Origin of the sequence: Delftia sp. K82 (genome assembly GCF_002193035.1) — a bacterium.
Taxonomy (GTDB): domain Bacteria; phylum Pseudomonadota; class Gammaproteobacteria; order Burkholderiales; family Burkholderiaceae_C; genus Comamonas; species Comamonas acidovorans.
The window spans coordinates 1764457-1786732 of record NZ_MYFL01000001.1 but is presented as its reverse complement, the minus strand read 5'-3'; the positions used below and the strand labels follow the sequence as shown (position 1 = coordinate 1786732).

Annotated in this window: 19 protein-coding genes and 1 pseudogene; 4 read left to right on the top strand and 16 right to left on the bottom strand. The window is 69.1% G+C overall.

Going from position 1 to position 22276, the window contains the following annotated elements; genetic code table 11:
- Positions 1-25 precede the first annotated feature (25 nt).
- The 6 genes from KDK82_RS07725 to KDK82_RS07700 all read right to left on the bottom strand — a co-directional run bounded on the left by KDK82_RS07725 (position 26) and on the right by KDK82_RS07700 (position 8689).
- Positions 26-3412, bottom strand: coding sequence for an error-prone DNA polymerase (locus tag KDK82_RS07725; protein ID WP_088164462.1), 3387 nt, complete (start codon positions 3410-3412; stop codon positions 26-28).
- Positions 3405-4904 (bottom strand): DNA polymerase Y family protein, encoded by a 1500-nt coding sequence (locus KDK82_RS07720; RefSeq protein ID WP_088164461.1) that lies wholly within the window; start codon positions 4902-4904, stop codon positions 3405-3407. Before KDK82_RS07720 ends, KDK82_RS07725 begins: the two co-directional genes overlap by 8 nt.
- A gap of 6 nt (positions 4905-4910) precedes the next feature.
- Positions 4911-5783: a translesion DNA synthesis-associated protein ImuA gene (gene imuA, locus KDK82_RS07715; protein WP_013802013.1), complete on the bottom strand. Its 873-nt coding sequence runs from the start codon at positions 5781-5783 to the stop codon at positions 4911-4913.
- Between the two features lie 90 nt (positions 5784-5873).
- Complete coding sequence (locus KDK82_RS07710; protein WP_034394715.1) at positions 5874-7238, bottom strand: HD-GYP domain-containing protein; 1365 nt, start codon at positions 7236-7238, stop codon at positions 5874-5876.
- Positions 7239-7340: 102 nt separating this feature from the next.
- Positions 7341-7979: a 3-oxoacid CoA-transferase subunit B gene (locus KDK82_RS07705; protein ID WP_012206068.1), complete on the bottom strand. Its 639-nt coding sequence runs from the start codon at positions 7977-7979 to the stop codon at positions 7341-7343.
- A gap of 2 nt (positions 7980-7981) precedes the next feature.
- Positions 7982-8689 (bottom strand): CoA transferase subunit A, encoded by a 708-nt coding sequence (locus KDK82_RS07700; protein ID WP_013802011.1) that lies wholly within the window; start codon positions 8687-8689, stop codon positions 7982-7984.
- Positions 8690-8762: 73 nt separating this feature from the next.
- Here KDK82_RS07700 and KDK82_RS07695 point away from each other — a divergent pair, with 73 nt between their 5' ends.
- Positions 8763-9305, top strand: coding sequence for a PAS and helix-turn-helix domain-containing protein (locus tag KDK82_RS07695; RefSeq protein WP_012206070.1), 543 nt, complete (start codon positions 8763-8765; stop codon positions 9303-9305).
- A 264-nt stretch (positions 9306-9569) separates the two neighbouring features.
- Positions 9570-11021: a catalase gene (locus tag KDK82_RS07690; protein WP_013802010.1), complete on the top strand. Its 1452-nt coding sequence runs from the start codon at positions 9570-9572 to the stop codon at positions 11019-11021.
- 66 nt (positions 11022-11087) lie between these two features.
- Here KDK82_RS07690 and KDK82_RS07685 read toward each other — a convergent pair whose 3' ends face one another.
- Together KDK82_RS07685 and KDK82_RS07680 are read right to left on the bottom strand one after the other, a co-directional pair.
- On the bottom strand, positions 11088-11528 hold the full coding sequence (locus KDK82_RS07685) for a nuclear transport factor 2 family protein (RefSeq protein ID WP_088164460.1): 441 nt from the start codon (positions 11526-11528) through the stop codon (positions 11088-11090).
- Positions 11529-11575: 47 nt separating this feature from the next.
- Positions 11576-13597 carry an NADPH-dependent 2,4-dienoyl-CoA reductase gene (locus tag KDK82_RS07680; protein WP_088164459.1) on the bottom strand — a complete coding sequence of 674 codons (2022 nt, stop codon included), beginning with the start codon at positions 13595-13597 and terminating at the stop codon, positions 11576-11578.
- A gap of 163 nt (positions 13598-13760) precedes the next feature.
- Between KDK82_RS07680 and KDK82_RS07675 the strand changes: the two genes are divergently transcribed.
- Complete coding sequence (locus KDK82_RS07675; protein WP_016446262.1) at positions 13761-14300, top strand: PadR family transcriptional regulator; 540 nt, start codon at positions 13761-13763, stop codon at positions 14298-14300.
- A 47-nt stretch (positions 14301-14347) separates the two neighbouring features.
- Here KDK82_RS07675 and KDK82_RS07670 read toward each other — a convergent pair whose 3' ends face one another.
- The 8 genes and pseudogenes from KDK82_RS07670 to KDK82_RS07635 all read right to left on the bottom strand — a co-directional run bounded on the left by KDK82_RS07670 (position 14348) and on the right by KDK82_RS07635 (position 21358).
- Positions 14348-15271 (bottom strand): SMP-30/gluconolactonase/LRE family protein, encoded by a 924-nt coding sequence (locus KDK82_RS07670; RefSeq protein ID WP_088164458.1) that lies wholly within the window; start codon positions 15269-15271, stop codon positions 14348-14350.
- 22 nt (positions 15272-15293) lie between these two features.
- The gene (locus KDK82_RS07665) at positions 15294-16211 is read right to left on the bottom strand and encodes an amidohydrolase (protein WP_179217865.1); all 918 of its coding nucleotides are present in this window, start codon (positions 16209-16211) and stop codon (positions 15294-15296) included.
- 4 nt (positions 16212-16215) lie between these two features.
- Positions 16216-17172: a tripartite tricarboxylate transporter substrate binding protein gene (locus KDK82_RS07660; RefSeq protein ID WP_088164457.1), complete on the bottom strand. Its 957-nt coding sequence runs from the start codon at positions 17170-17172 to the stop codon at positions 16216-16218.
- Positions 17173-17211: 39 nt separating this feature from the next.
- Positions 17212-18216: a tripartite tricarboxylate transporter substrate binding protein gene (locus KDK82_RS07655; protein WP_088164456.1), complete on the bottom strand. Its 1005-nt coding sequence runs from the start codon at positions 18214-18216 to the stop codon at positions 17212-17214.
- A gap of 70 nt (positions 18217-18286) precedes the next feature.
- Complete coding sequence (locus KDK82_RS07650) at positions 18287-19219, bottom strand: NAD(P)-dependent oxidoreductase (RefSeq protein WP_088164455.1); 933 nt, start codon at positions 19217-19219, stop codon at positions 18287-18289.
- On the bottom strand, positions 19216-19902 hold the full coding sequence (locus tag KDK82_RS07645) for an RraA family protein (RefSeq protein WP_016446268.1): 687 nt from the start codon (positions 19900-19902) through the stop codon (positions 19216-19218). The genes KDK82_RS07650 and KDK82_RS07645 overlap by 4 nt, the downstream gene beginning before the upstream one ends.
- Before the next feature lie 57 nt (positions 19903-19959).
- Positions 19960-20260 (bottom strand): annotated as a pseudogene (locus KDK82_RS07640) (tripartite tricarboxylate transporter substrate-binding protein); the annotation flags it as partial.
- A gap of 96 nt (positions 20261-20356) precedes the next feature.
- On the bottom strand, positions 20357-21358 hold the full coding sequence (locus KDK82_RS07635) for a tripartite tricarboxylate transporter substrate binding protein (RefSeq protein ID WP_013802001.1): 1002 nt from the start codon (positions 21356-21358) through the stop codon (positions 20357-20359).
- 127 nt (positions 21359-21485) lie between these two features.
- On the opposite strand from KDK82_RS07635, the gene KDK82_RS07630 reads away from it, so the two are divergent.
- On the top strand, positions 21486-22274 hold the full coding sequence (locus KDK82_RS07630; protein ID WP_088164454.1) for an IclR family transcriptional regulator: 789 nt from the start codon (positions 21486-21488) through the stop codon (positions 22272-22274).
- Positions 22275-22276: the final 2 nt, after the last annotated feature.

Sequence of the window (22276 nt, the reverse complement as noted above, 5' to 3'; positions counted from 1 at the left end):
GCAGCGGCAGCAACGGCAACAGCCCTCAGTGGAAATTGCGGCTCGCCACGCCGGCGCCGCCCAGGCGGCCCAGCCAGCGGCTCATGTCGCGGGCGCGGTGCACGATGAGATGGCGCACGGCGGGCACCTCCTGGCTGGCCTGCTCTGCAGGCGCTGGCTCGCCGCAGTCCTTGCCGCCGCCCCAATCCGAGCTGCTTTGCCAGATGCCCTCCACCGCCAGCAGCCGCGCGCCCAGCAAGGGCTCGCCCCAGCGCGTGACGGTATCGGGCCAGACCACCAGGTTGACCGTGCCCGTCTCGTCCTCCAGCGTGATGAAGAGGGTGCCCTTGGCCGTGGGCGGGCGCTGGCGCACGGTGACGATGCCGCAGGCCCGCACGCGCATGCCCGCCAGCGTGTCGCGCAGCTCCAGCGCCGTGCGCAGCCCGTGGCGGCGCAGGCGGTCACGCAGCAGGGCCAGCGGATGGCGGCGCAGGCTCAGGCCCGTGGCCGCGTAGTCGAACAGGATTTCCTCGCCCTCGGGCGCGGCGGCCAGCTGCACGGGCACCTCGTGCACGGGCACGCCCGCGAACAGCGGCGGCTGCACCTGCAGGGCCGCCGCATCCCACATCTGCTGGCGGCGGTGGCCTGACAGGCCCTGCAGCGCATCGGCCGCCGCCAGGGCCTGCAGCTCGGCGCGCTGCAGCCGGGCGCGCAGAGCCAGGTCCTCGGTGCTCCTGAACGGCGCCTGCGCGCGGACCTGCGCCACGCGCTCGCCCGAAGTCTTTGGCAACTGCGCCACCATGCACAGACCCAGGCGCACGGCCGGCTGCGGCAGCTCGACGCCGGCAATGCGCTCGTGCGGCGCCTCCAGCGTGCAGTCCCAGTCGCTGTGGCGCACATCGACGGGCAGCACGCGCACGCCGTGGCGGCGCGCGTCCTGGATCAGTTGCGAGGGGGTGTAGAAGCCCATGGGCTGGGCATTGAGCAAGGCCATCAGAAAACAGGCCGGCTCATGGCGCTTGAGCCAGGCGCTGGCATAGGCCAGCATGGCGAAGCTGTAGGCATGGCTTTCGGGGAAGCCGTATTCGCCAAAGCCCAGCATCTGGCGGAAGATGGCCTGGGCAAATTCGGCGCTGTAGCCGTTGGCCAGCATGCCGTCGATCAATGGGCGCTCGAAGCGGTGCACGCCGCCCTTGCGCCGCCAGGCCGCCATGGAGCGGCGCAGCTCGTCAGCCTCGCCCGCCGAGAAGTTCGCCGCGATCATGGCGATCTGCATCACCTGCTCCTGGAAGATGGGCACGCCCAGCGTTCGTTTCAGCGCATCCTCGAGCGCGGGCTTTTCCAGGACCAGCTCGCCACCCTGCCGCCGACGCTCGCGCGCCTGCAGATAGGGATGGACCATGCCGCCCTGTATGGGGCCGGGCCGCACGATGGCGACCTCGACCACCAGGTCGTAGAACACGCGCGGCCGCAGCCGGGGCAGCATGCTCATCTGGGCGCGGCTCTCGATCTGGAAGGTGCCCACGGTGTCGGCGCGGCAGATCATGTCGTAGGTGGCGGCGTCCTCCTTGGGAATGTCGGCCAGCTCCCAGCGCGGCCCGCGCAGCGCGGCGCGTGCCTTCAGGCTGCCGCGCAGCACGGTGAGCATGCCCAGGGCCAGCACATCGACCTTGAGCAGATTCATGGTGTCCAGATCGTCCTTGTCCCACTGGATGACCGAGCGGCCCTCCATGGCGGCCGGCTCCACGGGCACCAGCCGCGTCAGCGGCCCGTCGGTCAGCACAAAGCCGCCCACGTGCTGGCTCAGGTGGCGCGGGCTGTCGCGCAGTTGCAGGGCCAGCTCCAGCCACAGCCGCGCACGCTGGGGCGACAGTTGCGGGCAGTCGTCGCCCAGCCGCTCGCGCAGCCGGGCCAGGCGCAGCAGCTTGGAGCGCACCCAGCCCAGGGCCGGGTCATCGGGTTCGGGCTCCGGCTCGGCCGCTTCGTCCTCGGCATCGCTGAACCAGTGGTGCTGCCGGGCCATGGCGTCGATCAGCACCGCATCCACGCCCAGGGCCTTGCCCGCGTCGCGCAGTGCACCACGTGTGCGCCAGCAGCTGACCACGGCCGTCAGCGCCGCACGGTCACGGCCGTATTTTTCGTAGATGTACTGGATGACGGTCTCGCGCCGCGCGTGCTCGAAGTCCACGTCGATATCTGGGGGCTCGCTGCGCTCGCGGCTGATGAAGCGCGCGATCAACAGCGTCTGCAAGGTTGGATCGACGGCCGTGATGCCCAGGCAGAAGCAGACCACCGAGTTCGCGGCCGAACCCCGGCCCTGGCACAGGATGTCCTGACTGCGAGCGAATCGCACGATGTCGTGCACGGTGAGGAAGTACATCTCGTAGCCACAGTCGGCGATCAGCGCCAGTTCCTCTTTGAGCTTGTCGCTCACCGCGTCGGGAATGCCTTGCGGATAGCGCCCCGCCGCTCCCTGCCAAGTATGCCAGGCCAAGGTCTGGCGCGCGTCCATGCCGGGCAGCACGCTTTCCTGCGGATAGTGGTAGCTGATCTCACTGAGCTTGAAATCGCAGCGCGCGGCAATCTGCAAGGTTGCATCCAGCATGGCGCGCGGATAGATGCCGCCCAGCCGAAACCGCGAGCGCAGATGCCGCTCGGCATTGGGGTGCAGCTCGAAGCCGCACTCGGCCACCGTGCAGCCCAGGCGCAGCGCCGTCACCAGGTCCTGCAGCGGCTTGCGCGAGCGCGCATGCATGTGCACGTCGCCGCAGGCCACGCAGGACAGGCCCAGTAACCCTGCCACGTCCTGCAGGCTTTGAAGCCACAGGCTGTCGTCGGGCGCCAGCAGCAGCTCCACGCCCAGCCAGCAGCCCGGCCCCAGCTGCGCCACGGCGGCCTGCACGGCCTCGGCCATGGCGGGCACATCGCCGGGCAAAAGCTGCGCACGCTGCGGCACAACGATGCATTCGCAGCCTTCACGCAGCAGATGCCAGGGGCTGTCCGCATCGACCAGGTACTGGCCCTTTTCGGCACGGGCGCGCGCCGCGCTGATGAATTCGCAGAGGTTGCCCCAGCCGTTCAGATCGCGCGCCAGCGCCACCACGCGCAGCGGCCCCCAGGCGAATTCGCTGCCATGGATCAGGGCCATCTCGCAGTCGCGCGCGGCCTCGAAGGCCCGCACGGCGCCGGCCACCGAGCATTCGTCGGTCAGGGCCAGCGCCTGGTAGCCCAGGGCCTTGGCGCGCTGCACCAGTTGGGCGGGCGAAGAGGCGCCGCGCAGAAAGCTGAAGTTCGACAGGCAGTGCAGCTCCGCATAGCCGGGCAGGCCCGGGCCCGATGCCATGCCGGACACCGGCCCGGTGGCCTGGGGTGGGGGCTGCAGCCGCTGCAACTGCGGGGGCGGCGGCTCCAGCAGGATGTCCTGTTCAGCCATAGATGCCTTGCGCAAACCAGGCGGCGGGCGACAGCAGGGCCGGCATGCCTGGCAGCCGCTCCGATGCAGGCGCGCGCTCGCGGTAGATCCAGACATGGCCGACAGCCGCGTTGCTGGCCACGAAATAGTCACGCACGGCCAGCGCCGCATCGGCCTGCGGCTCTCCCCACCAGCCGGCCTCCAGCCGATAGGGGCCGGCCAGCAATTGCAGCGGCCCCTGCCAGCAAGGGCGGCTGCCCTGCAGGAGCAGCGGCTGGGGCGGATCAAGCAGCCAGGGCGGCAGCAGGCCCTGCCAGGGGTTGGCCGCCTTGCGCGCGTGCGCGGGCCGCCGCGGCGCCTGCGGGGTCTGCAGGGCCTCGCAGGCCGGGGTCCAGCGCTGCATGGCCTCGGGCCGGTGGTCCGATTGCAGCTGCGCCACCCGCACGCCCTGCGCACCACGGCGGGCCGAGACGCGCTCCACCCATTCATGCCAGGCCATGCCGCTGGCTGCGTCTGTCGAGCCTGCCGCCTCGCCCAGCGGCGCCGGGCCGGGCGCGGCCGGTGGCAGGCAACTGCCGGCATCGGCCGCGAAAGGCGCGGTGTCCAGCGCCACCAGCTCCAGCATGTCCGCAGGCGCGCGCCAGGGCGTGCGGGCCAGGCGTTCGCGCAGCAGGCGCTCCATGTGCTCCAGCGCCTGGGCGGGGCGGGCCGTGCGGATGTCCAGCGCTTCCCAGGCCGGCAGCTGCGTGCCGTCCACGCGCCGCAGATCGTGGTGCCAGCGCAGCTGCAGGCCCAGCACGCCCTGGTGGCGGGCCTGCAGCCAGGCCTGCAGCGCACGCAACAGGGGCCGGGCGGCCTGCAGCAGGGCCTGGGCGTCGCTGGCCGGATAGCCCAGGTCGGCGCGCAATGCAAAGTGCTCGGGCAGCTCCAGCCAGTCCAGCGCATGGGGGCTGCTGCCATAGGCCTGGTCCAGCGCCAGCAGCGCCGGCAGCCCGATGCGCCGCGCCAGGCCCGCGCGCGGCAGGGCGCGCAGCTCGCCCCAGCGGCGGCAGCCCATGCGCTCCAGGGCCGGTGCATGCGGCTCCAGTGCGGGCAGTGTCCAGATGGGCAGTGCGTCGGCAGGCGGCCAGGGCTGGCGCGAATCCGTACCCTGCATGCGCCAGCGCAGACGCGCCAGCGCCTGCCATGCCGTGGCGCCCCGGGCCCAGGACGGCATCCGGGGGCCGCCCGCCTGGCCGCCCTCGGGCTGCTGTTCGCGCAGCGCGCGCAGCAGGCCCAGCAGCATGGCCTGGCGACCGCCCCACAGGCGCTCCACGCTGCCCACCTCCATCAACGCCACGGCCTGCCCTGCCCCGTACCAGAGAGCCACGCGCGGCGTCCAGCGCAGGGCCCACCAGGCCTGCTGCGCGCAGGCACTGCCTTCGCCATCACTGTCGCCGTTGCCCTGGCCATCGCCCTGCGCGACATGCAGCGGCCAGGCAATCCAGTGCAGTGCTTGATTCGGCTGTGCCATGGCATCTCACCCCAGGGTGTGCGCTGCCGCCTGCAGGGCGGGCGCTTCGGCGGGCAGCAGTTGCCCGTGTCCATGAAGCCAGCGCTGCGCCTCGTCCGCCTGCCGGGTGCGCCGCTGGGCCTGGGCCTGCAGCACGTCCTGCCAGGCCCAGTGGTGCAGGGGCAGCTTCAAGGGATGCTCCAGCGCAGGCCCCCGGCGCTTGAGCAACTGCACGCGCAGGCAGGCTGGCGTGCCGCCTTCGCCCGGCTCCCCCAACTCTGTCTCCACGCGCAGCCGCAGCGGCGCGGGCGAGGCCACCGTCTGCAGGGCGGCCGAGGCCTCGCGCCACAGCCACAGAATGCGCCCCTGCGCAGCGGCCGCCCATTGCAGCCGGCGCAGCGTGGCCATGGGCAGACCGGCTGGCAGCCAGGCCAGCACGGCCAGCACGTCGCGGCAGCGCAGTGCCTGCTCACAGACCCAGGCCAGCCCTGCCCCATCGCCTGCCGGGTGGGCGCCGGGGTGGGTGTCGGCCTCCACGCAGCACAGCCGATGCGCCGCCACGCCTGCCGCTTCCAGTCCCGGAGCAAAAGGCCTGCAAGGCGGCGCCACCAGAACCACCTGGCCCGCGCTGCGCTGCATCAGGGCCGCCAGGCCCGGCAGCAGCAGCGGCCACTCGGCATGGCCATGCGCGGGTTGCAGCAGCTCGACCATGGCACCCAGCGGCCAGCCCCCGCCCGGCAATTGCGCATCCAGCAGCGCATGGCCCGAAGGCTGGACCCGCTGTTGCAGCGCCTGCTGCCAGCCATCGCCCCGCCACACGCCCTGCAACTGAGGCAGCACACGCGCCGCGCCCGCCATGGGGGCGGGCTGCGCAGGTTGGGAGGCGTGGGGCGTGGTCATGGGGGAAATCTCAAATACTGTATGAATATACAGCACTCTTGATTTCCAAGAAATCCACGGATGTAAAAAAGCCGGGCAAGCCCGGCTGTCTCAGTGTGCTGGCGCTCTCGCTGCGCCGCCCGCTGGGGGTGTGGCGTCGATCTGCATGCAGGCTTCGCACCATTGCGCGACCGCTGTGTCCACGGCATGGGTGCGGGCGTTGATGGCGGGCCAGCGGCGCAGGCAGGCGTTGACGATGGCCTGCAGTTGCCACAGCGCCTCGCGGCTGAGCAGGGCCAGCTCGCTCATGCCCTGCACGTCGTCCTTGAGGTAGGCCAGCAGGTCGGTTTGCTGGCTGGGATGCAGGCCGGCCTCGGCCAGCTGCTTTTTCAGGCCGCCGATGCTGGAGTCGATGTAGACGGCCGCCTGGTGGTCGGGCATGGCCTGCCAGCGCTCGGGGAAGGCCTGGCTGAACGTGTCCCACATCTGGAAGGCGGCCGACAGCGCTGCCACGCTGTGCGTGACCTCGGCCTGCAGCGGCGGCAGCGGCGTGCCCGGCGAGATCTCGTCGTACAGCAGCGGCAGCAGGATGCCGACCAGATCGGCCGGATAGCGGCGGTGGTTCATGCGCAGCATCAGCGACAGGCGCTGGCCGGGCAGGTCCTGGAATTTGTCGAAGAAGGCCGAGACCACCTCGGCCAGCAACAGGATACGGCCCATTTTGGAGATGGCTTCGCCATGCACGCCGCGCGGATAGCCCGTGCCGTCCATGCGCTCGTGGTGCTCGAGCACGGCCATTTCCACGTCCTGCGAATACGCGCCTGCGCCACGCATGATGAGCATGCCCGTGACAGAGTGCGCCACCAGGTGCTTGCGCTCGGCGCCCGTGAGCCGGTAGTTGGGGTCGGTCCAGGCCGGGTCCATGTAGAGCATGCCCACATCGTGCAGCAGGGCCGCCGTGGCCAGCGGGCCGCATTCACGCTCGCTCCATTCGCTTTGCAGCGCCAGGTAGACGGCCACCAGCATCATCTGCAGGCTGTGGGCGAACAGCTCGGGCCGCTGCTCGCGCATGACCGTGAGCTTGAAGGCGATCTGCGGCGGCAGCACCATCAGGCGCAGCGGCGCCAGCAGCCGGTCCGTGCCGCCCAGCGACTGCACCAGGCGGCGCATCAGGTCCACGGTTTCGCACTGCACCATGGCCTGGGCCTCGATGGCCAGCACGTCCACGCGGTTGTCCACGCCCAGGTGCTTGTCGATGGGGTCGCGCAGCTTGTGCTTGACCAGGCGCTCGTACATGTTGCCGTCAATGCGCGCACCCTTGTCCACGAGCTTGACGCCCTTGTCGTTGAAGATGGGCTCGCCGGTGACCACGTTGCAATGCTCGGCCATGTCGGTGACGGCGCGCAGGAAATGCACGCCCTCGTCCTTCCATCCCTGCGCTGTCGGTGGATTGCGCACGGCCGCGACATCCGTCATAGAGGCTCCCATTGGCTCGAAATCTGAAATATAAGCAAAAGAGCCCGCGCAAGGCGGGCTCTCGTTGCGCAGGCCTGCCAAGGCAGGCCGTGCACGGCAACATCAGCGAATCAGCGTCACGCCGGTCTTGGACTGGATGTCCTCGAAGCTCACTTCGGGGGCCAGTTCCACGAGCTTCAGGCCCTGCGGCGTCACGTCCATCACTCCCAGGTCGGTGATGATACGGTCCACCACGCCCACGCCGGTCAAAGGCAGGGTGCAGGCGGGAAGAATTTTGAGATCGGTCGTGCCATCCTTCTTCTTTGCCACATGTTCCATGAGCACGATGACGCGCTTGACGCCCGCCACCAGGTCCATGGCGCCGCCCATGCCCTTGACCATCTTGCCGGGAATCATCCAGTTGGCCAGGTCGCCCTTCTCGGACACCTGCATGGCGCCCAGAATGGACAGGTTGATCTTGCCGCCACGGATCATGGCGAACGACTGGTCGCTGCCGAAGATGGACGAGCCGGCAATCGTCGTCACGGTCTGCTTGCCGGCGTTGATCAGGTCGGCGTCCACGGCATCCTCGGTCGGGAAGGGGCCGATGCCCAGCATGCCGTTTTCGGACTGCAGCCACACTTCCTTGTCACCCGTGTGGTTGGCCACCAGGGTGGGAATGCCGATGCCCAGGTTGACGTAGAAGCCGTCTTCGAGTTCTTGGGCCGCGCGGGCGGCCATCTGGTCTTGGGTCCACGGCATGGTCAGGCTCCTTGTTTTTCTGTGATGGTGCGCTTTTCGATGCGCTTTTCGGGATTCGGGTTGTGCACGATGCGGTGCACGTAGATGCCGGGCAGGTGGATGTCGTCCGGTGCGATCTCACCGACCTCGACCACCTCTTCCACTTCCACGATGCAGACCTTGCCGGCCGTGGCGGCGGCAGGGTTGAAGTTGCGCGCCGTCAGGCGGAACTGCAGGTTGCCGCTCTTGTCGGCACGGTGGGCCTTGACCAGGGAGACATCGGGCACGAGCGAGCGCTCCATCACATAGGTCTCGCCGTCGAATTCGCGCAGCTCCTTGCCCTCGGCCACCATGGTGCCCACGCCGGTCTTGGTGAAGAAGGCGGGAATGCCGGCGCCGCCTGCGCGCAGCTTCTCGGCCAGCGTGCCCTGGGGCGTGAATTCCAGCTCCAGCTCGCCGGCCAGGTACTGGCGCTCGAACTCCTTGTTCTCGCCCACATACGACGAGATCATCTTCTTGATCTGGCGCGTCTCCAGCAGCTTGCCGAGGCCAAAGCCGTCCACGCCCGCGTTGTTGGAAATCACCGTCAGGCCCTTGGCGCCGCTGTCACGCAGCGCGTCGATCAGGGCCTCGGGAATGCCGCACAGGCCGAAGCCGCCCACAGCCAGCAATTGCCCGTCGGCCACGACGCCCTGGAGCGCCTGCTCCGCGGAGGGGTAGAGCTTTTTCACACATGTCTCCTTCAGATTGGATGCGCTACGATACTACGTACTTGCATAGGTAGTTTTTCGTAAAGATTTGCCCATGGATATAGATTACCGGCTGGCGTTCGAAGCCGCCCCCGTCGGCCTCGTGATCTCGCGCAATCGCACCATGATCGACTGCAACCGCCAGGTCTGCGAGATGTTCGAGGCCTCGCGCGAGGTGCTGATCGGCCAGACCTTCCAGATCCTCTACCCCAGCGCCGACGAGTACGAGCGGCTGGGCGCACGCATCGCGCCCATTCTCAACGCCCGGGGTTTCTACTCGGACAACCGCATCATGAAGCGCGCCAACGGCGAAACGTTCTGGTGCCATGTCACGGGCCGCACGCTGGACCGCAGCGACCCGCATGCCTCGGGCATCTGGAGCTTCGAGGACCTCAGCGCCCACCGTCCCGTCAAGGCCGAGCTCACGGGCCGCGAGCGCGAGGTGGCCGCCCGCCTGCTGGAGGGGCTTACCTCCAAGGAAATCGGCCGCGCCCTGGCCATCAGCCACCGCACGGTGGAGATCTACCGCGCACGGCTGATGCGCAAGTACGGCGCCTCCACGGCTGCCGACCTGGTCCACAAGCTGGTCTCTGGCTGACAGGGCGACGGCCTACACGGGCCGTATCCGCCCGCGCAACACAATGCCTTGGCAAAAAGCATGCCCGGCACGGTGCATGCGGGAGGCGGTGAAATTTTTTGGCTATGGCGCAGTTGAGATTTGCCAATCGCCAAAGCCTTGCTGCATCCATAGAACGAAACAACAATAAAAGCAATTCGATAGCACGCAGCTATTGATTTTCCAAGCGCCGCGCTGCCTGAGTGCAAGCCGGCGCCGCTACCACCCCTCGATCAAGGAGAGACCATGACCCACAAGCTCACCACCGCCGCAGGCGCCCCGGTTGCCAACAACCAGGACTCGCTCACGGCCGGCCCGCGTGGCCCGATGCTGCTGCAGGACCTGTGGCATCTGGAAAAAATGGCCCACTTCAACCGCGAAGTGATTCCCGAGCGCCGCATGCACGCCAAGGGCTCGGGCGCCTTCGGCACCTTCACCGTGACGGGTGACATCACGCGCTACACCCGCGCCAAGGTGTTCTCCGACATCGGCAAGCAGACCGAAGTGTTCGCGCGCTTTTCCACCGTGGCCGGCGAACGCGGCGCGGCCGACGCAGAGCGCGATATCCGCGGCTTCGCCGTCAAGCTCTATACCGAGGAAGGCAACTGGGACCTGGTGGGCAACAACACGCCGGTGTTCTTCTTCCGCGACCCGCTCAAGTTCCCCGACCTGAACAAGGCCGTCAAGCGCGATCCGTACACCAACCTGCGCTCGCCCGAGAACAACTGGGACTTCTGGACCGGCCTGCCCGAGGCGCTGCACCAGATCACCATCGTCATGAGCGACCGGGGCATTCCGCGCGGCTACCGCCACATGCACGGCTTCGGCTCGCACACCTACAGCTTCATCAACGCCAGCAACGAGCGCCACTGGGTCAAGTTCCACTGGGTCTGCCAGCAGGGCATCGAGAACTTCGGCGATGCCGAGGCCGCCGCCGTGGTCGCCTCCGACCGTGAAAGCAGCCAGCGCGACCTGCTCGAAGCCATCGAGCGCGGCGAGTTCCCGCGCTGGAAGCTGTGCGTGCAGATCATGCCCGAGCATGAAGCCGAGACCTACCGCTTCCACCCCTTCGACCTGACCAAGGTCTGGAGCAAGAAGGACTACCCGCTGATCGAAGTGGGCGTGATGGAGCTCAACCGCAACCCGCGCAACTACCACGCCGATGTGGAGCAGGCCTCGTTCACGCCGGCCAACCTGGTGCCGGGCATCGGCCCCTCGCCCGACCGCATGCTGCAGTCGCGCCTGTTCTCGTATGGCGATGCCGCGCGCTACCGCCTGGGTGTGAACCACCACCAGATCCCCGTGAACGCGCCGCGCTGCCCCTACCACGCCTACCACCGCGACGGCGCCATGCGCGTGGACGGCAACTACGGCGGCACCATCGCCTACGAGCCCAACACCAAGGGCGAGTGGCAGGAGCAGCCCGCCTTCGCCGAGCCGCCGCTGGCCCTGCACGGCGCGGCCGACCGCTGGAACTACCGCGAGGACGATGCCGACTACTTCACCCAGCCCGGCGACCTGTTCCGCCTGCTCACGCCCGATGCGCAGCAGCGCCTGTTCGAGAACACGGCGCGCAACATCGCCGGTGTGTCCGAGCACATCGTGCAAAAGCACATAGCGCACTGCACCCAGGCCGACCCCGCCTACGGCAAGGGCGTGGCCGATGCCATTGCCCGCCAGAAGGCCGGCACGCTCTGACCGGCTGACGCCCACGGCAAAACGCCCCCGCATCGCCGGGGGCGTTTTTCATGGCGCGCCCTGCCCTCAGGCCACGGCCTTGAAGGCGGGAAGCTTGTCGCCCAGCCGCTTGCCCATCTCCGTGCCCAGCGCCTGCAGGCCGCTCATGGGGCGCACCATGACCTCGAATTCCCGGATCAGCCCCTGCTCGTCGAAGCGGATGAAGTCGATGCCCTTGAGGTTCTTGCCGCCCACGCTGGCGCTGAACTCCAGCACCACGTCCAGGCCGTCATCGCTGGCCATCTGGCGGTGGTAGGTGAAGTTCTCGAACACCTGGACCACGGTGGACAGCGCCAGCATCAGCGCGGGTGCCGAGGCATAGGGCGTGTTCGCCATGGGCGAGCGGAACACTGCATCGGGGTGGACGATGGTGTGCAGCTCGCCCAGGTCGCTGGCGGCAACCATGCGATGCCACAGCTGCAGGGAGCGGGCGACTGCGGGATGGGCGTTCTTCGGGGGCTGGGACATGCTTGTCTCCTGGTGGTTGAGGTGGAAAACGGAATCGGGCGGCGCCCTCAAAGGCTGGCCGCCAGCGTGGTGCCTTGCACGATGGCGCGCTTGGCGTCGAGTTCGGCCGCCACGTCGGCGCCGCCGATCAGGTGCACGCTGCAGCCCGCCGCGCTCAGGGCTGCATGCAGCTCACGCTGCGGCTCCTGGCCCGCGCAGAGCACGACGTTGTCCACCTCCAGCAATTGCGGCTGGCCGTCCACGGTGATGTGCAGGCCGGTGTCGTCGATGCGCTCATAGGCCACGCCCGAGCCCATGGCCACACTGCGTGCCTTCAGCGAGGTGCGGTGTATCCAGCCCGTGGTCTTGCCCAGCTGGTCGCCCACCTTGGTGGACTTGCGCTGCAGCAGGTGCACGCGGCGCGGCGAGGGCTCGACCTGCGGCTGCGCCAGGCCGCCGGCCTGGGCGTAGTCCGTGTCTATGCCCCACTCCGCATAGAACTTGCGGGGCGCCACGGCGCCGCTGTCGCCGGCATGGGTCAGGTACTCGGCCACATCGAAACCTATGCCGCCCGCGCCGATGATGGCCACGCGCTCGCCCACGGGCCTGTCGCCCTGCAGCACGTCCAGGTAGCCGAGCACCTTGGGATGGTCCACGCCGTCAATGGCGGGAACGCGCGGCCGTATGCCCGTGGCCAGCACGATCTCGTCATAGCCGCCCTCGATGAGCTGGGCCGCCTCCACGCGGTGGCCCAGGCGAAGGTCCACGCCGCCCAGCTCCAGCTGGCGGCGAAAGTAGCGCAGCGTCTCGTGGAACTCCTCCTTGCCGGGCACCTTCTTGGCAATGTTGAACTGCCCGCCGATCTCGCTGGCCGCATCGAACAGCGTCACCGCATGGCCGCGCTGCGCGGCGGTGACGGCAAAGCTCAGGCCTGCGGGGCCGGCGCCCACCACGGCAATGCGCTTGGCGGCGGGCGCGGGCGCAATCACCAGCTCGGTCTCATGGCAGGCGCGCGGGTTGACCAGGCAGGAGGTGATCTTGCCGCCAAAGGTATGGTCCAGGCAGGCCTGGTTGCAGGCAATGCAGGTGTTGATCTCGTCGGCACGGCCCTGGCGTGCCTTGCGCACGAAGTCGCCATCGGCCAGCAGCGGCCGGGCCATGGAGACCATGTCGGCATAGCCCTCGGCCAGCAGGCGCTCGGCCACTTCGGGCGTGTTGATGCGGTTGGAGGTGATCAGCGGGATGCCCACCTGCCCCATCACGCGCTGCGTGACCCAGGCATAGGCGGCGCGCGGCACCTTGGTGGCGATGGTGGGGATGCGCGCCTCGTGCCAGCCTATGCCCGTGTTCAGCAGCGTGGCGCCCGCGGCCTCGATGGCCTGGGCCAGCGCAATCACTTCCTCCAGCGTGGAGCCGCCTTCCACCAGGTCCAGCATGGACAGGCGGTAGATGATGATGAAGTCCCGCCCCACACGCTGGCGCGTGCGCCGCACGATCTCCACCGCAAAGCGCATGCGGCCCGCGTAGCTGCCGCCCCATTCGTCATCGCGGTGGTTGGTGCGCGCCGCAATGAACTCGTTGATCAGATAGCCCTCGGAGCCCATGATCTCCACGCCGTCGTAGCCCGCATGGCGGGCCAGGGCTGCGCAGCGCACGAAGTCCTCGATGGTCTGCTCCACCTCGTCGCCCGTCAGCGCATGCGGCACGAAGGGGTTGATGGGCGCCTGCAGCGCGCTGGGCGCCACCAGCCCGGGCTGGTAGGCATAGCGGCCGAAGTGCAGGATCTGCATGGCGATCTTGCCGCCCTCGGCATGGACGGCCTGCGTGACGATGCGGTGCTGGTCCGCCTCGTGTTCGTTGACCATCATGGCGCCGCCCTTCATGGGCCGGCCGCGCTCATTGGGGGCGATGCCGCCCGTGACGATCAAGCCCACCTCGCCGCGCGCCCGCTCGGCGTAGAAGGCGGCCATGCGCTCGAAGCCATTGGGCGCCTCTTCCAGGCCCACGTGCATGGAGCCCATGAGCACGCGGTTTCTGAGCGTGGTGAAGCCCAGGTCCAGTTCAGCATTCAGGTGGGGGTAGTGGGTCATGCCTGTCTCGCTTTTTTATGCAACTGATTGCATGAATGTAGTCAGCCTCCTTTATTTATGCAACTGGTTGCGCAAAAAATTGCAGAAATGACTGCAGCGCTTGGCCACACCTCCATGCAGGCCCGTAAGATGGCGCCCAGCTCCAGCGCCTTTCTTGTTGCCGATGTCCCTGCCACACGCCCTTCTCACTGCCCTGGTCGAGCATCCCTGCTCGGGCTCGGAACTTGCCGAGCGCTTCGACCGCTCCATCGGCTATTTCTGGAACGCCACGCACCAGCAGATCTACCGCGAACTCGCCCGGCTGGAGGAGGCGCAATGGATCGAGGCCCTGCCCGCCGAATCCGGCCGGGGCCGCAAGCGCCAGTACCGCATCCTGCCCACGGGCCGCAAGGAGCTCAAGCGCTGGGTGGCCGAGCAGGAAGACCCCAAGCCGCTGCGCGAGGAATGGATGGTCCGCCTGCGTGCCGAGGCGGTGGTGGGACCCTGCGGACTGCAGGACGAAGTGCAGCGGCTGCTGGCACTGCACCAGGCGCAGCTGGACGTCTACCAGCGGCTGGAGCAGCGCGACTTCCTGGACAAGCCGCCCACGCGCGAGCGGCGGCTGCAGCACCTGGTGCTCAAGGCCGGCATACAGCAGGAGCAGCTGTGGATAGGCCTGCTGCAGGAAGCCCGGGAGATCCTGGACATGCCGGCCAGGCCCTGAGCAACGGTTGCGACGACTGAGACGGCTGAGACGGTGCGACGGCCGCCTCAGCCCTTGCTCAAGCCGTGCAGCACCAGCCCCGGCGCCTCCAGCCGGGCACGCAGAATGCGCCCGTGCGTGGAGTCCGTCACATACAGCGTGCGGCGGTCCGCGCCGCCAAAGGCCAGGTTGGTGAGCGAGCTTCCCGGCACGCCACGCAGCACCTGCACGGGCTCGGCACGGTGGTTGAGCACCCACACCAGGCCCAGGCCCGGGTTGGCCACCAACAGCCGGCCCTGGTCATCCACGGCCAGCCCGTCGGGGCCGCTGGGGCCGTAGGAGGTGAAGAACTGCCCCACCTTGGCCACGCTGCCATCGGGCAGCAGGGGCACGCGCCAGACGCAGTTGCCGCGCGTCACGGCCAGGTAGAGAACGCGGCCGTCGGGCGACAGCGCCACGCCGTTGGGGCTGGGCACGTTGGCCAGCAGCAGGTCCAGCCGGCCATCGGGCCGCAGGCGGTACAGGCGGCCGCTGGGATCGTGCAGGCCGCTCTGGCCCTGGTCGGTGAAGTAGAGGTTGCCCTCGGCATCGAAGACCAGGTCGTTCACGCCCTTGAAGCGCTCGCTGTTGCGCCGCTGCAGATAGGGGCTGACGCGCCCCGTGGCCACCTCCAGGCGCATCAGGCCGTTCTTGTAGTCGGTGATCAGCAGCGTGCGCTCGTCAAGGAACTTCATGCCGTTGGGCTCGCCGTCGTACTCGGCCACCAGGGTCCAGGCGCCTTGCGGATCGATGCGGAACACGCGGCCCCAGGGAATGTCGGCCACGTACAGATGGCCGGCAGCGTCGAACACCGGCCCTTCGAGGAAGGAGTCGGTCACGGCGCCGCTGCGGTTGGCATCGGCCCAGTCGCTGCGCTCGGGGCGGCGCAGCGCGTCGGGCATGGTGGTGAACGATTCGAGGTCGCAGACCTGGGGGGCTTGCAGCAGGAACATGGTGTCTGTCTTTCTTGGAGTGTCAGGCCGCGCCGTCGAAGCCATACAGCCTTGCGGGGTTGTCCACCAGGATGCGGTCCATGGCCTCGTCCGTGCCGGCCCATGCCTGCAGCAGGTCCACCAGGTCGGCGTCATTGACGGAGCCCGGCGCCTCGGTGGTGTGCGGCCAATCGCTGCCCCAGACCAGGCGCTCGGGTGCGGCGCGCACCAGGTCGCGGCCCAGCGGCAGCGTGTCGGCATAGGAAGGGCCGCCCACCGATGAACGCATATAGGCGCCGGAGAGCTTGACCCAGGTGTTGCCGCCGTCGAGCAGCCGGCGCAGCGCGGCATGGGCCGCGCCCTCCACGCCAGCCACGCCCTCCATGCCCTGCATGCCCGCGGCCGGGTCGATACGGCCCAGGTGGTCCACGACCAGGGGGACGGGCAGCGCACCCAGCACAGGCTCCAGCGCCACCAGTTGCTCAGGCTGCACAAAGACCTGCACATGCCAGCCCAGCCGTGCGACCCGGTGCGCCAGCGTGACCAGCATGTGGGCCGTGGTCTCGCCCCAGGACTGCGGCGAGACAAAGTTCACGCGCAGCCCGCAGACGCGGTGCGCGGCCAGCCGGTCCAGCTCGGCATCGGCCACGTCGTGGGCGACCACGGCCACGCCGCGCGCCACATCGCCCAGGCGCTCCAGCGCATCCAGCGTGCAGGCGTTGTCCGTGCCATAGGTCGAGGGCGTGACCACCACGGCGCGCGAAGTGCCCAGGCGCTGCTGCAGTTGACGGTACATGGCCACGTCGGCCTGCGGCGGCGTGCGCGGCCAGTGCGGCGACGGCGCAAAGCGCGCATCGAAGATGTGCATGTGACTGTCGCAGGCCAGCGGCGGCAGCGTGCGGAAAGGCCGGTTCGTGCCGGCCGAATGTGCAACGGCGATGGTCGATGCGTTCATGGCCATGCGCTCAGTCCAGCACGATGGCGCCCTTGCGCACCACCTCGCCCCACTTGGCGTCTTCCTTCTGGAGGAAGGCCGCGAACTCGGCCGGCGTCGATGCCATGGGCTGGGCGCCCAGATCGCTCAGGCGCTGGCGCACCTCGGCTTCCTGCAGCACCTCGGACAGCGCCTGGTGCAGGCGCGCGGCCACGGGCTCGGGCGTGCCCGTGGGCAGGAAGATGCCGTTCCACTCATAGGCCTCGTAGCCGGGAATCACGGTCTCGGACACGGTGGGCACATCGGGCAGGCGGGCCGAGCGCTGGGGCGCCGCCACGGCCAGGGCGCGCAGCTTGCCACCCGTGACCAGCGGATAGGTGGCCGCCATGGTGCCGAACATGAAGTCCACCTGCCCACCCATCACATCGGCAATGGCCGGCCCGCCGCTCTTGTAGGGCACGTGGACCATGTCCAGATCCAGCCGCTGGCGGAACAGCTCGGCCGCCAGGCGCTGCACCGTGCCGCTGCCGCCAGAGGCGAAGTTGATCTTGCCCGGCTGCGCCTTGGCCCTGGCCGCCAGGTCGGCCACGCTGCGCACGGGCGAGTCAGCCTTCACCACGACCACATTGGGCATGAGCAGCACCAGCGACAGCGGCTGCAGCGCGCTGCGCGCATAGGGCAGCCTGGCGAAGAGATGCGGGTTGATGGAAAACGGCGTGGCGTCGTAGAGCACCGTGTACCCGTCGGCGCGCGCCTTGGCCACCTGGCTGGCGCCAATCGTGCCGCTGGCGCCGGGCCGGTTGTCCACGATGATGCTGGTGCCCAGCCGCGCGCCCATGCGCGTGGCCAGCAGGCGCGCGGCCGCGTCGGCGCCGCCGCCGGGCGCATAGGGCACGACCAGGGTGATGGGACGCTCGGGAAAGGCGGCCTGGGCCACGGCGGCGGCCAGGGCGCAGGCCGCGATCAGGGTTCCGGCAAGGAATTTCATGGCTTGTCTCCAGATTTTTTAGAGGGGGCGGCGGCCGAATCAATCCGCCTTCAGGTTCAGTTCGCGGGCGATCTGCGCATAGGACGCCACTTCGCCTGCCACGCGCTGCGCAAAGGCGCTGCCGCAGCTCGACTCGGCATCCATCCCCAGGCCGTGCAGCTTTTCCGCAGCCGATGCACTCTTGGCAAACTCCACGGCCACGCGCTCCAGCGCCTGGGCCACGCCGTCGGGAATGCCGGCCGGCGCGAGCACGCCGTACCAGACATCGGCCGAGTAGTCGCCGCCGCCCGCTTCTGCAAAGGTGGGCACCTGGGGCAGCAGGGACGCGCGTCTGGGCGAAGCCACGGCCAGCGCCGTGAGCTTGCCGCTGCGCACCTGGGGCAGCACCGAGCCCAGCGTGGCGAACGAGCTGTCGAGCTGGCCGCCCATGAGATCCGTGACCACGGGCGCCGCGCCCTTGTAGGGCACGTGGTTGAGCTTCAGGCCCTTGGCCCGCGCAAACATCTCGGTGGCGAAATGGCCCGAACTGCCCATGCCTGCCGTGCCGGCCGTGACGCTGCCGGGCCGGCTGCGCGCCTGGTCCATGTACTCCTGCAGGTTGCGCGCCGGCATGCCCGGCCCCACGACCAGCACCGTGGGGCTGCTGGCCACCGTGCACAGCGGCCGGAACGAGCGCACCACGTCGAACTTCACGCGGCCCTGGTACAGCGCCGGGATCATGCTGTGGTTGGTGGCGCCGAACAGCAGGGTGTAGCCATCGGCCGGCGCACCAGCCACGGCCTGCGCGGCCACGATGGTGTTGGCCCCGGGCTTGTTGTCCACCACGAAGGGCTGGCCCAGCGCCTTGCCCGCATGGTCGGCAAAGGCGCGCGCCACCACATCGGTGGGGCCGCCTGCCGCAAAGCCCACGACCAGCCGCACGGGCTTGGCCGGATAGTCCTTCTGCGCCAGCGCGGGCTGGGCGCCCAGCGCGGCCAGCCCCACGGCGGCCAGCAGGCCGCCGCGCAAGGCCAGGCGGCGGACCTCTTGAAAATTCCTCGACATCGCTTGTCTCCTCAAATCACATGCATGCACATGCATGGGCCAAGGGCGCGCACGGCGCCCCTGCCCTGGCTCAGGCGCCGGCCGCCGCAGGCACGCGGGCCAGCACCTCCAGCACATTGCGGGCCGCGCCCACGCCCATGTTCACGTAGGCATCGCCGGTCACGCCGCCGATATGGGGGCTGAGCACGATGTTTTTCTCGCCCTGGAACGGGTGGCCGGCCACCATGGGCTCCACCGCAAAGCTGTCCAGCCCTGCGGCCGCCACCTGGCCCGAGCGCACGGCGGCCAGCAGCGCGGCCTCGTCGATCAGGCCGCCGCGTGCGGTGTTGACCACGATCACGCCGCGCCTGCAGGCCGCCAGTGTGGAGGCGCCGAGCATGCCCCGGTTTTCCTCGGTCAGCGGGCAGTGCAGCGAAATCGCGTCGGACTCGCGCCAGATGGTTTCCAGGTCCACGGGCTGCACGTAGGCGGGCAGGTTCTTTGCGAAGGGATCGAAGCCGATCACGCGCATGCCCAGCGCATCGGCCATGCGCGCAAAGCGCAGCCCGATGGCGCCCAGCCCCACCAGGCCCACGGTGCGCCCGCCCAGCTCCAGGCTCTTGTGCGTGGCCTTGTCCCAGTGGCCTGCGTGCATGCGGGCATCCAGCGCCACCACCGACTTGGTGCAGGCCAGCAGCAGGGCCAGTGCCTGCTCGGCCACGGCCGCCGCATTGGCGCCAGCGGCGGCCACCACGGCAATGCCGCGTTCGGCGGCAGCCGCCTTGTCGATGGTGTCCGTGCCGCTGCCATGCTTGGAGATCACGCGCAGCGAGGGCGCCGCGTCCATCACGGCCGCACCCACCTTGCCGTAGCGCACGATGATGGCCACGGGATCATGGGCGCGGCACAGCGCAACCAGGTCCTCTTCGGTGGGCGTCTTGCCCGCATAGACGATCTCGTGCCGGGCCAGCAGGTCCAGCGCCTGTTGCGCCAGATCGGCGCCGGTGACGATGATGGTGCTCACAGCGATTCCCCTTCCTTGAGCACGCCGGCCGCGCGCAAGGCCGCGGGCAGCCACTTCGATGCCGTGTCGCCGCGCGCAATGGCCTCGATGCGGGCGGCCTCGTCGGCCACCTTCTTCACGGCCAGCTCCAGCATGGCGGGGGCCTTGGCGCGCTCGATGACGACCACGCCATCGGCATCGCCCACCACCAGGTCGCCCGGGTGAACCGTCGTGCCACCAGCGGAGATGGCGTGGTTGATGCGGCCCGGCACGAACTTGGTCGGGCCTGCGGGATTGAAGCCTGCGCTGAACACGGGAAAGTCCAGCTCCAGCAGCTCCAGCCGGTCGCGGATGGCGCCGTCCACGATGACGCCGGCCAGGCCCAGCTTCTTGCAGGCGCTGAGCATCAGCGTGCCCATGAGCGCCGCCGTCTGGTCGCCCTTGCCGTCGATGACCAGCACGTCGCCGGGCCGGGCCAGCGCGATGGCTGCGTGGATCATGAGGTTGTCGCCGGGGCGCACCTCGACGGTGAAGGCCGGGCCGGCCACCTTCATGCCCTGGTGCACGGGCGCCACGCGCGAATGCATGGTGCCGCGGCGGCCCGCCACGTCGGCCAGGATGGCGGCCTGAAAGCCGGCTGCGCGTTGCACGACTTGGGCGTCCACGCGCTCTATGTCACGGATGATTTCTGGGAGTTGGCTCATGATGGTCCAGTGAGATGGGGGGAAGAAAAACAGGAAGATCAGGAAGATGTGCGCGCGTCAGTCGGCCTTGATGCCGGCCTCGCGGATGAGTTGGGCCCACTTGGCGGAGTCGGATTTCTGCAGCTCGCCCAATTGCCGGGGGCGTGCCGCCGACCATGCCGGCCTCGGCCATGGGGGGCACGTCAGGCAGGGCCTTCAGGCGCGCCGCCGAGGTCACGGCCAGCGCGGGCGTGTCGCCCTTGTAGGGCACGTGGATGAAGCGCACGCCGCCCTGCCTTTGCAGCAGTTCGCCCTGCATCTGCAAGACGGTTCCGCTGCCGCCCGAGGCAAAGGCCAAACGGACGGGCACGGCAAGGCTGTCGCAGTCCATGGCGAGATCTCGATGGAGGAAGAAAAAGGAAGGGAGGAGGAAGCGCGGAGGAAGCGAAAGGGCTGGCGCCCCTGCCCCCGGGGCTCAGTCCAGGCTGGCGCCCGAGTCCTTGACGATGCGTGCCCAGCGCGGCACCTCGGCGCGCAGCAGCGCGGCGAACTTCTCGGGCGAGCCGCCCAGCACCTCGCCGCCTTCGGAGCGCAGCTTCTCGGCCACCTCGGGCACCAGCAGCGCGTCGTTGATGGCCTTGTTCAACTGCTGCACGATGGCTTGGGGCGTCCCGGCCGGCGCCAGCACCCCGAACCAGGTGACGGCCTCGAAGTCCTTGTAGCCCGACTCGGCCAGCGTGGGCGTCTGCGGCAGCTGGTCGGACCGCTTGAGCGAGGTCACCATCACCGCGCGCAGCTTGCCGTTGCGCACCTGGCCCAGCAGCGTGGGCACGGCGGACATGTAGAAATCGATCTGCCCGCCCACCAGGTCGGTCATGGCCTGGGCCGCGCCCTTGTAGGGCACATGGCGCAGCTTGATGCCGGCCGCGTTCTCGGCCAGTTCGCCGGCCAGGTGAGCCACCGTGCCGTTGCCCGAGTAGCCCAGCGTGAGGCCGTCGGGCTTGGCCTTGGCAGCCTTGACCAGGTCGTCAAAGGTCTTGTAGGGCGAGTTGGCGGGCGCGGCCATGACGATGGGCGCCGAGGACACCAGCGCCACGGGCACCAGGTCCTTCAGCGGGTCATAGGGCAGCTTGGCGTACAGCGAGGGGTTGATGGCCAGGTTGCTGGTCTGGCCCATGACCAGGGTATGGCCGTCCGGCGCGGCCTTGGCCACGGCATCCACGCCCAGGTTGCCGCCAGCGCCGGGCCGGTTGTCCACCACCACGGTCCACTTGTTGTGGTCCGCCAGCCGCTGGGCCACGGTGCGCGCAATCATGTCCGTGCCGCCACCGGGCGGAAACGGCACCACCAGGCGGATGGGCTTGCGGGGATAGGTGTCCTGGGCCTGGGCAGCGCCCATGGGCACGATGGCGGCAACGCCGACCAGGGCGGCAAGAAGGCGTGCGTTGAGGCAACGCGAAAGCGAGGGAATCGGCATGGCGGTTTGTCTCCGTTTGTTGTGTCCAACGCCCGCATGGCTGCGGTGCGTGGGACGAACTTTATGAAAACGTTTCAACCCATACAATGCCGTTTCATACAGCGCAACCAATTGCACGCCTTGCACCATGAACAAGTCCCCCAGCACGCCTTCCCCGGCGCAGCCATCCGATGACAAGGCCAGCCCGGCCAAGGACGGCGGCGTGATTGCCGTCACGCGTGCCTTGCAGTTGCTTGGCGCCTTCGCCCTCGGGGAGTCGCACCTGTCCCTGGCGGAACTGAGCCGGCGCTGCGCGCTGCACAAGACCACGGTGCTGCGGCTGGCGCGCACGCTGGCGCAGTCGGGCTTCATGGTGCAAAGGGACGATGGGGACTGGCGCCTGGGCCCGGCCGCAGGCTGGCTGGGTGCGCGCTACCAGGCGGGCTTTGATGTGCAGAACGTGCTGGAGCCCGCGCTGCGCGCGCTCACGCAGGCCAGCGGCGAGAGCGCGGCCTTCTATGTGCGCGAAGGCAATGTGCGCACCTGCCTCGTGCGCGTGGAAGGGCCGCAGGCGCTGCGCCACCATGCGCGCATGGGCGAGGGGCTGCCGCTGGACCAGGGCTCGCCGGGGCGCGTGATCCTGGCGTTTTCAGGCGAGCCGGGGCCGGTGTACGAGCAGATCCGCCAGCGCGGCTACCACTGGTCCATCGGCGAGCGCGAACAGGGCGTGGCCACGGTGTCGGCGCCGGTGTTCGGCATGCACTGGCGGCTGATGGGGTCGGTGTGCATCTCGGGGCCGGCATCGCGCCTGCCCGAGTCCCGGCTGGAAGCCATGGCGCAGACCGTGGTGGCGGCGGCCAACCAGCTGTCCTATGCGCTGGCGGGCAGCGCCAGAACACAGGCCCCTGTGGTGCGCGCCAGCCAGTGGCATCCCTGAGA

Bases quoted from the DNA above. Each gene is read 5' to 3' on its own strand.
- KDK82_RS07725 (WP_088164462.1), bottom strand. From the start codon at position 3,412: ATGGCTGAACAGGACATCCTGCTGGAGCCGCCGCCCCCGCAGTTGCAG.
- KDK82_RS07720 (WP_088164461.1), bottom strand. From the start codon at position 4,904: ATGGCACAGCCGAATCAAGCACTGCACTGGATTGCCTGGCCGCTGCAT.
- imuA (WP_013802013.1), bottom strand. From the start codon at position 5,783: ATGACCACGCCCCACGCCTCCCAACCTGCGCAGCCCGCCCCCATGGCG.
- KDK82_RS07710 (WP_034394715.1), bottom strand. From the start codon at position 7,238: ATGACGGATGTCGCGGCCGTGCGCAATCCACCGACAGCGCAGGGATGG.
- KDK82_RS07705 (WP_012206068.1), bottom strand. From the start codon at position 7,979: ATGCCGTGGACCCAAGACCAGATGGCCGCCCGCGCGGCCCAAGAACTC.
- KDK82_RS07695 (WP_012206070.1), top strand. From the start codon at position 8,763: ATGGATATAGATTACCGGCTGGCGTTCGAAGCCGCCCCCGTCGGCCTC.
- KDK82_RS07690 (WP_013802010.1), top strand. From the start codon at position 9,570: ATGACCCACAAGCTCACCACCGCCGCAGGCGCCCCGGTTGCCAACAAC.
- KDK82_RS07685 (WP_088164460.1), bottom strand. From the start codon at position 11,528: ATGTCCCAGCCCCCGAAGAACGCCCATCCCGCAGTCGCCCGCTCCCTG.
- KDK82_RS07680 (WP_088164459.1), bottom strand. From the start codon at position 13,597: ATGACCCACTACCCCCACCTGAATGCTGAACTGGACCTGGGCTTCACC.
- KDK82_RS07675 (WP_016446262.1), top strand. From the start codon at position 13,761: ATGTCCCTGCCACACGCCCTTCTCACTGCCCTGGTCGAGCATCCCTGC.
- KDK82_RS07670 (WP_088164458.1), bottom strand. From the start codon at position 15,271: ATGTTCCTGCTGCAAGCCCCCCAGGTCTGCGACCTCGAATCGTTCACC.
- KDK82_RS07665 (WP_179217865.1), bottom strand. From the start codon at position 16,211: ATGGCCATGAACGCATCGACCATCGCCGTTGCACATTCGGCCGGCACG.
- KDK82_RS07660 (WP_088164457.1), bottom strand. From the start codon at position 17,172: ATGAAATTCCTTGCCGGAACCCTGATCGCGGCCTGCGCCCTGGCCGCC.
- KDK82_RS07655 (WP_088164456.1), bottom strand. From the start codon at position 18,216: ATGTCGAGGAATTTTCAAGAGGTCCGCCGCCTGGCCTTGCGCGGCGGC.
- KDK82_RS07645 (WP_016446268.1), bottom strand. From the start codon at position 19,902: ATGAGCCAACTCCCAGAAATCATCCGTGACATAGAGCGCGTGGACGCC.
- KDK82_RS07635 (WP_013802001.1), bottom strand. From the start codon at position 21,358: ATGCCGATTCCCTCGCTTTCGCGTTGCCTCAACGCACGCCTTCTTGCC.
- KDK82_RS07630 (WP_088164454.1), top strand. From the start codon at position 21,486: ATGAACAAGTCCCCCAGCACGCCTTCCCCGGCGCAGCCATCCGATGAC.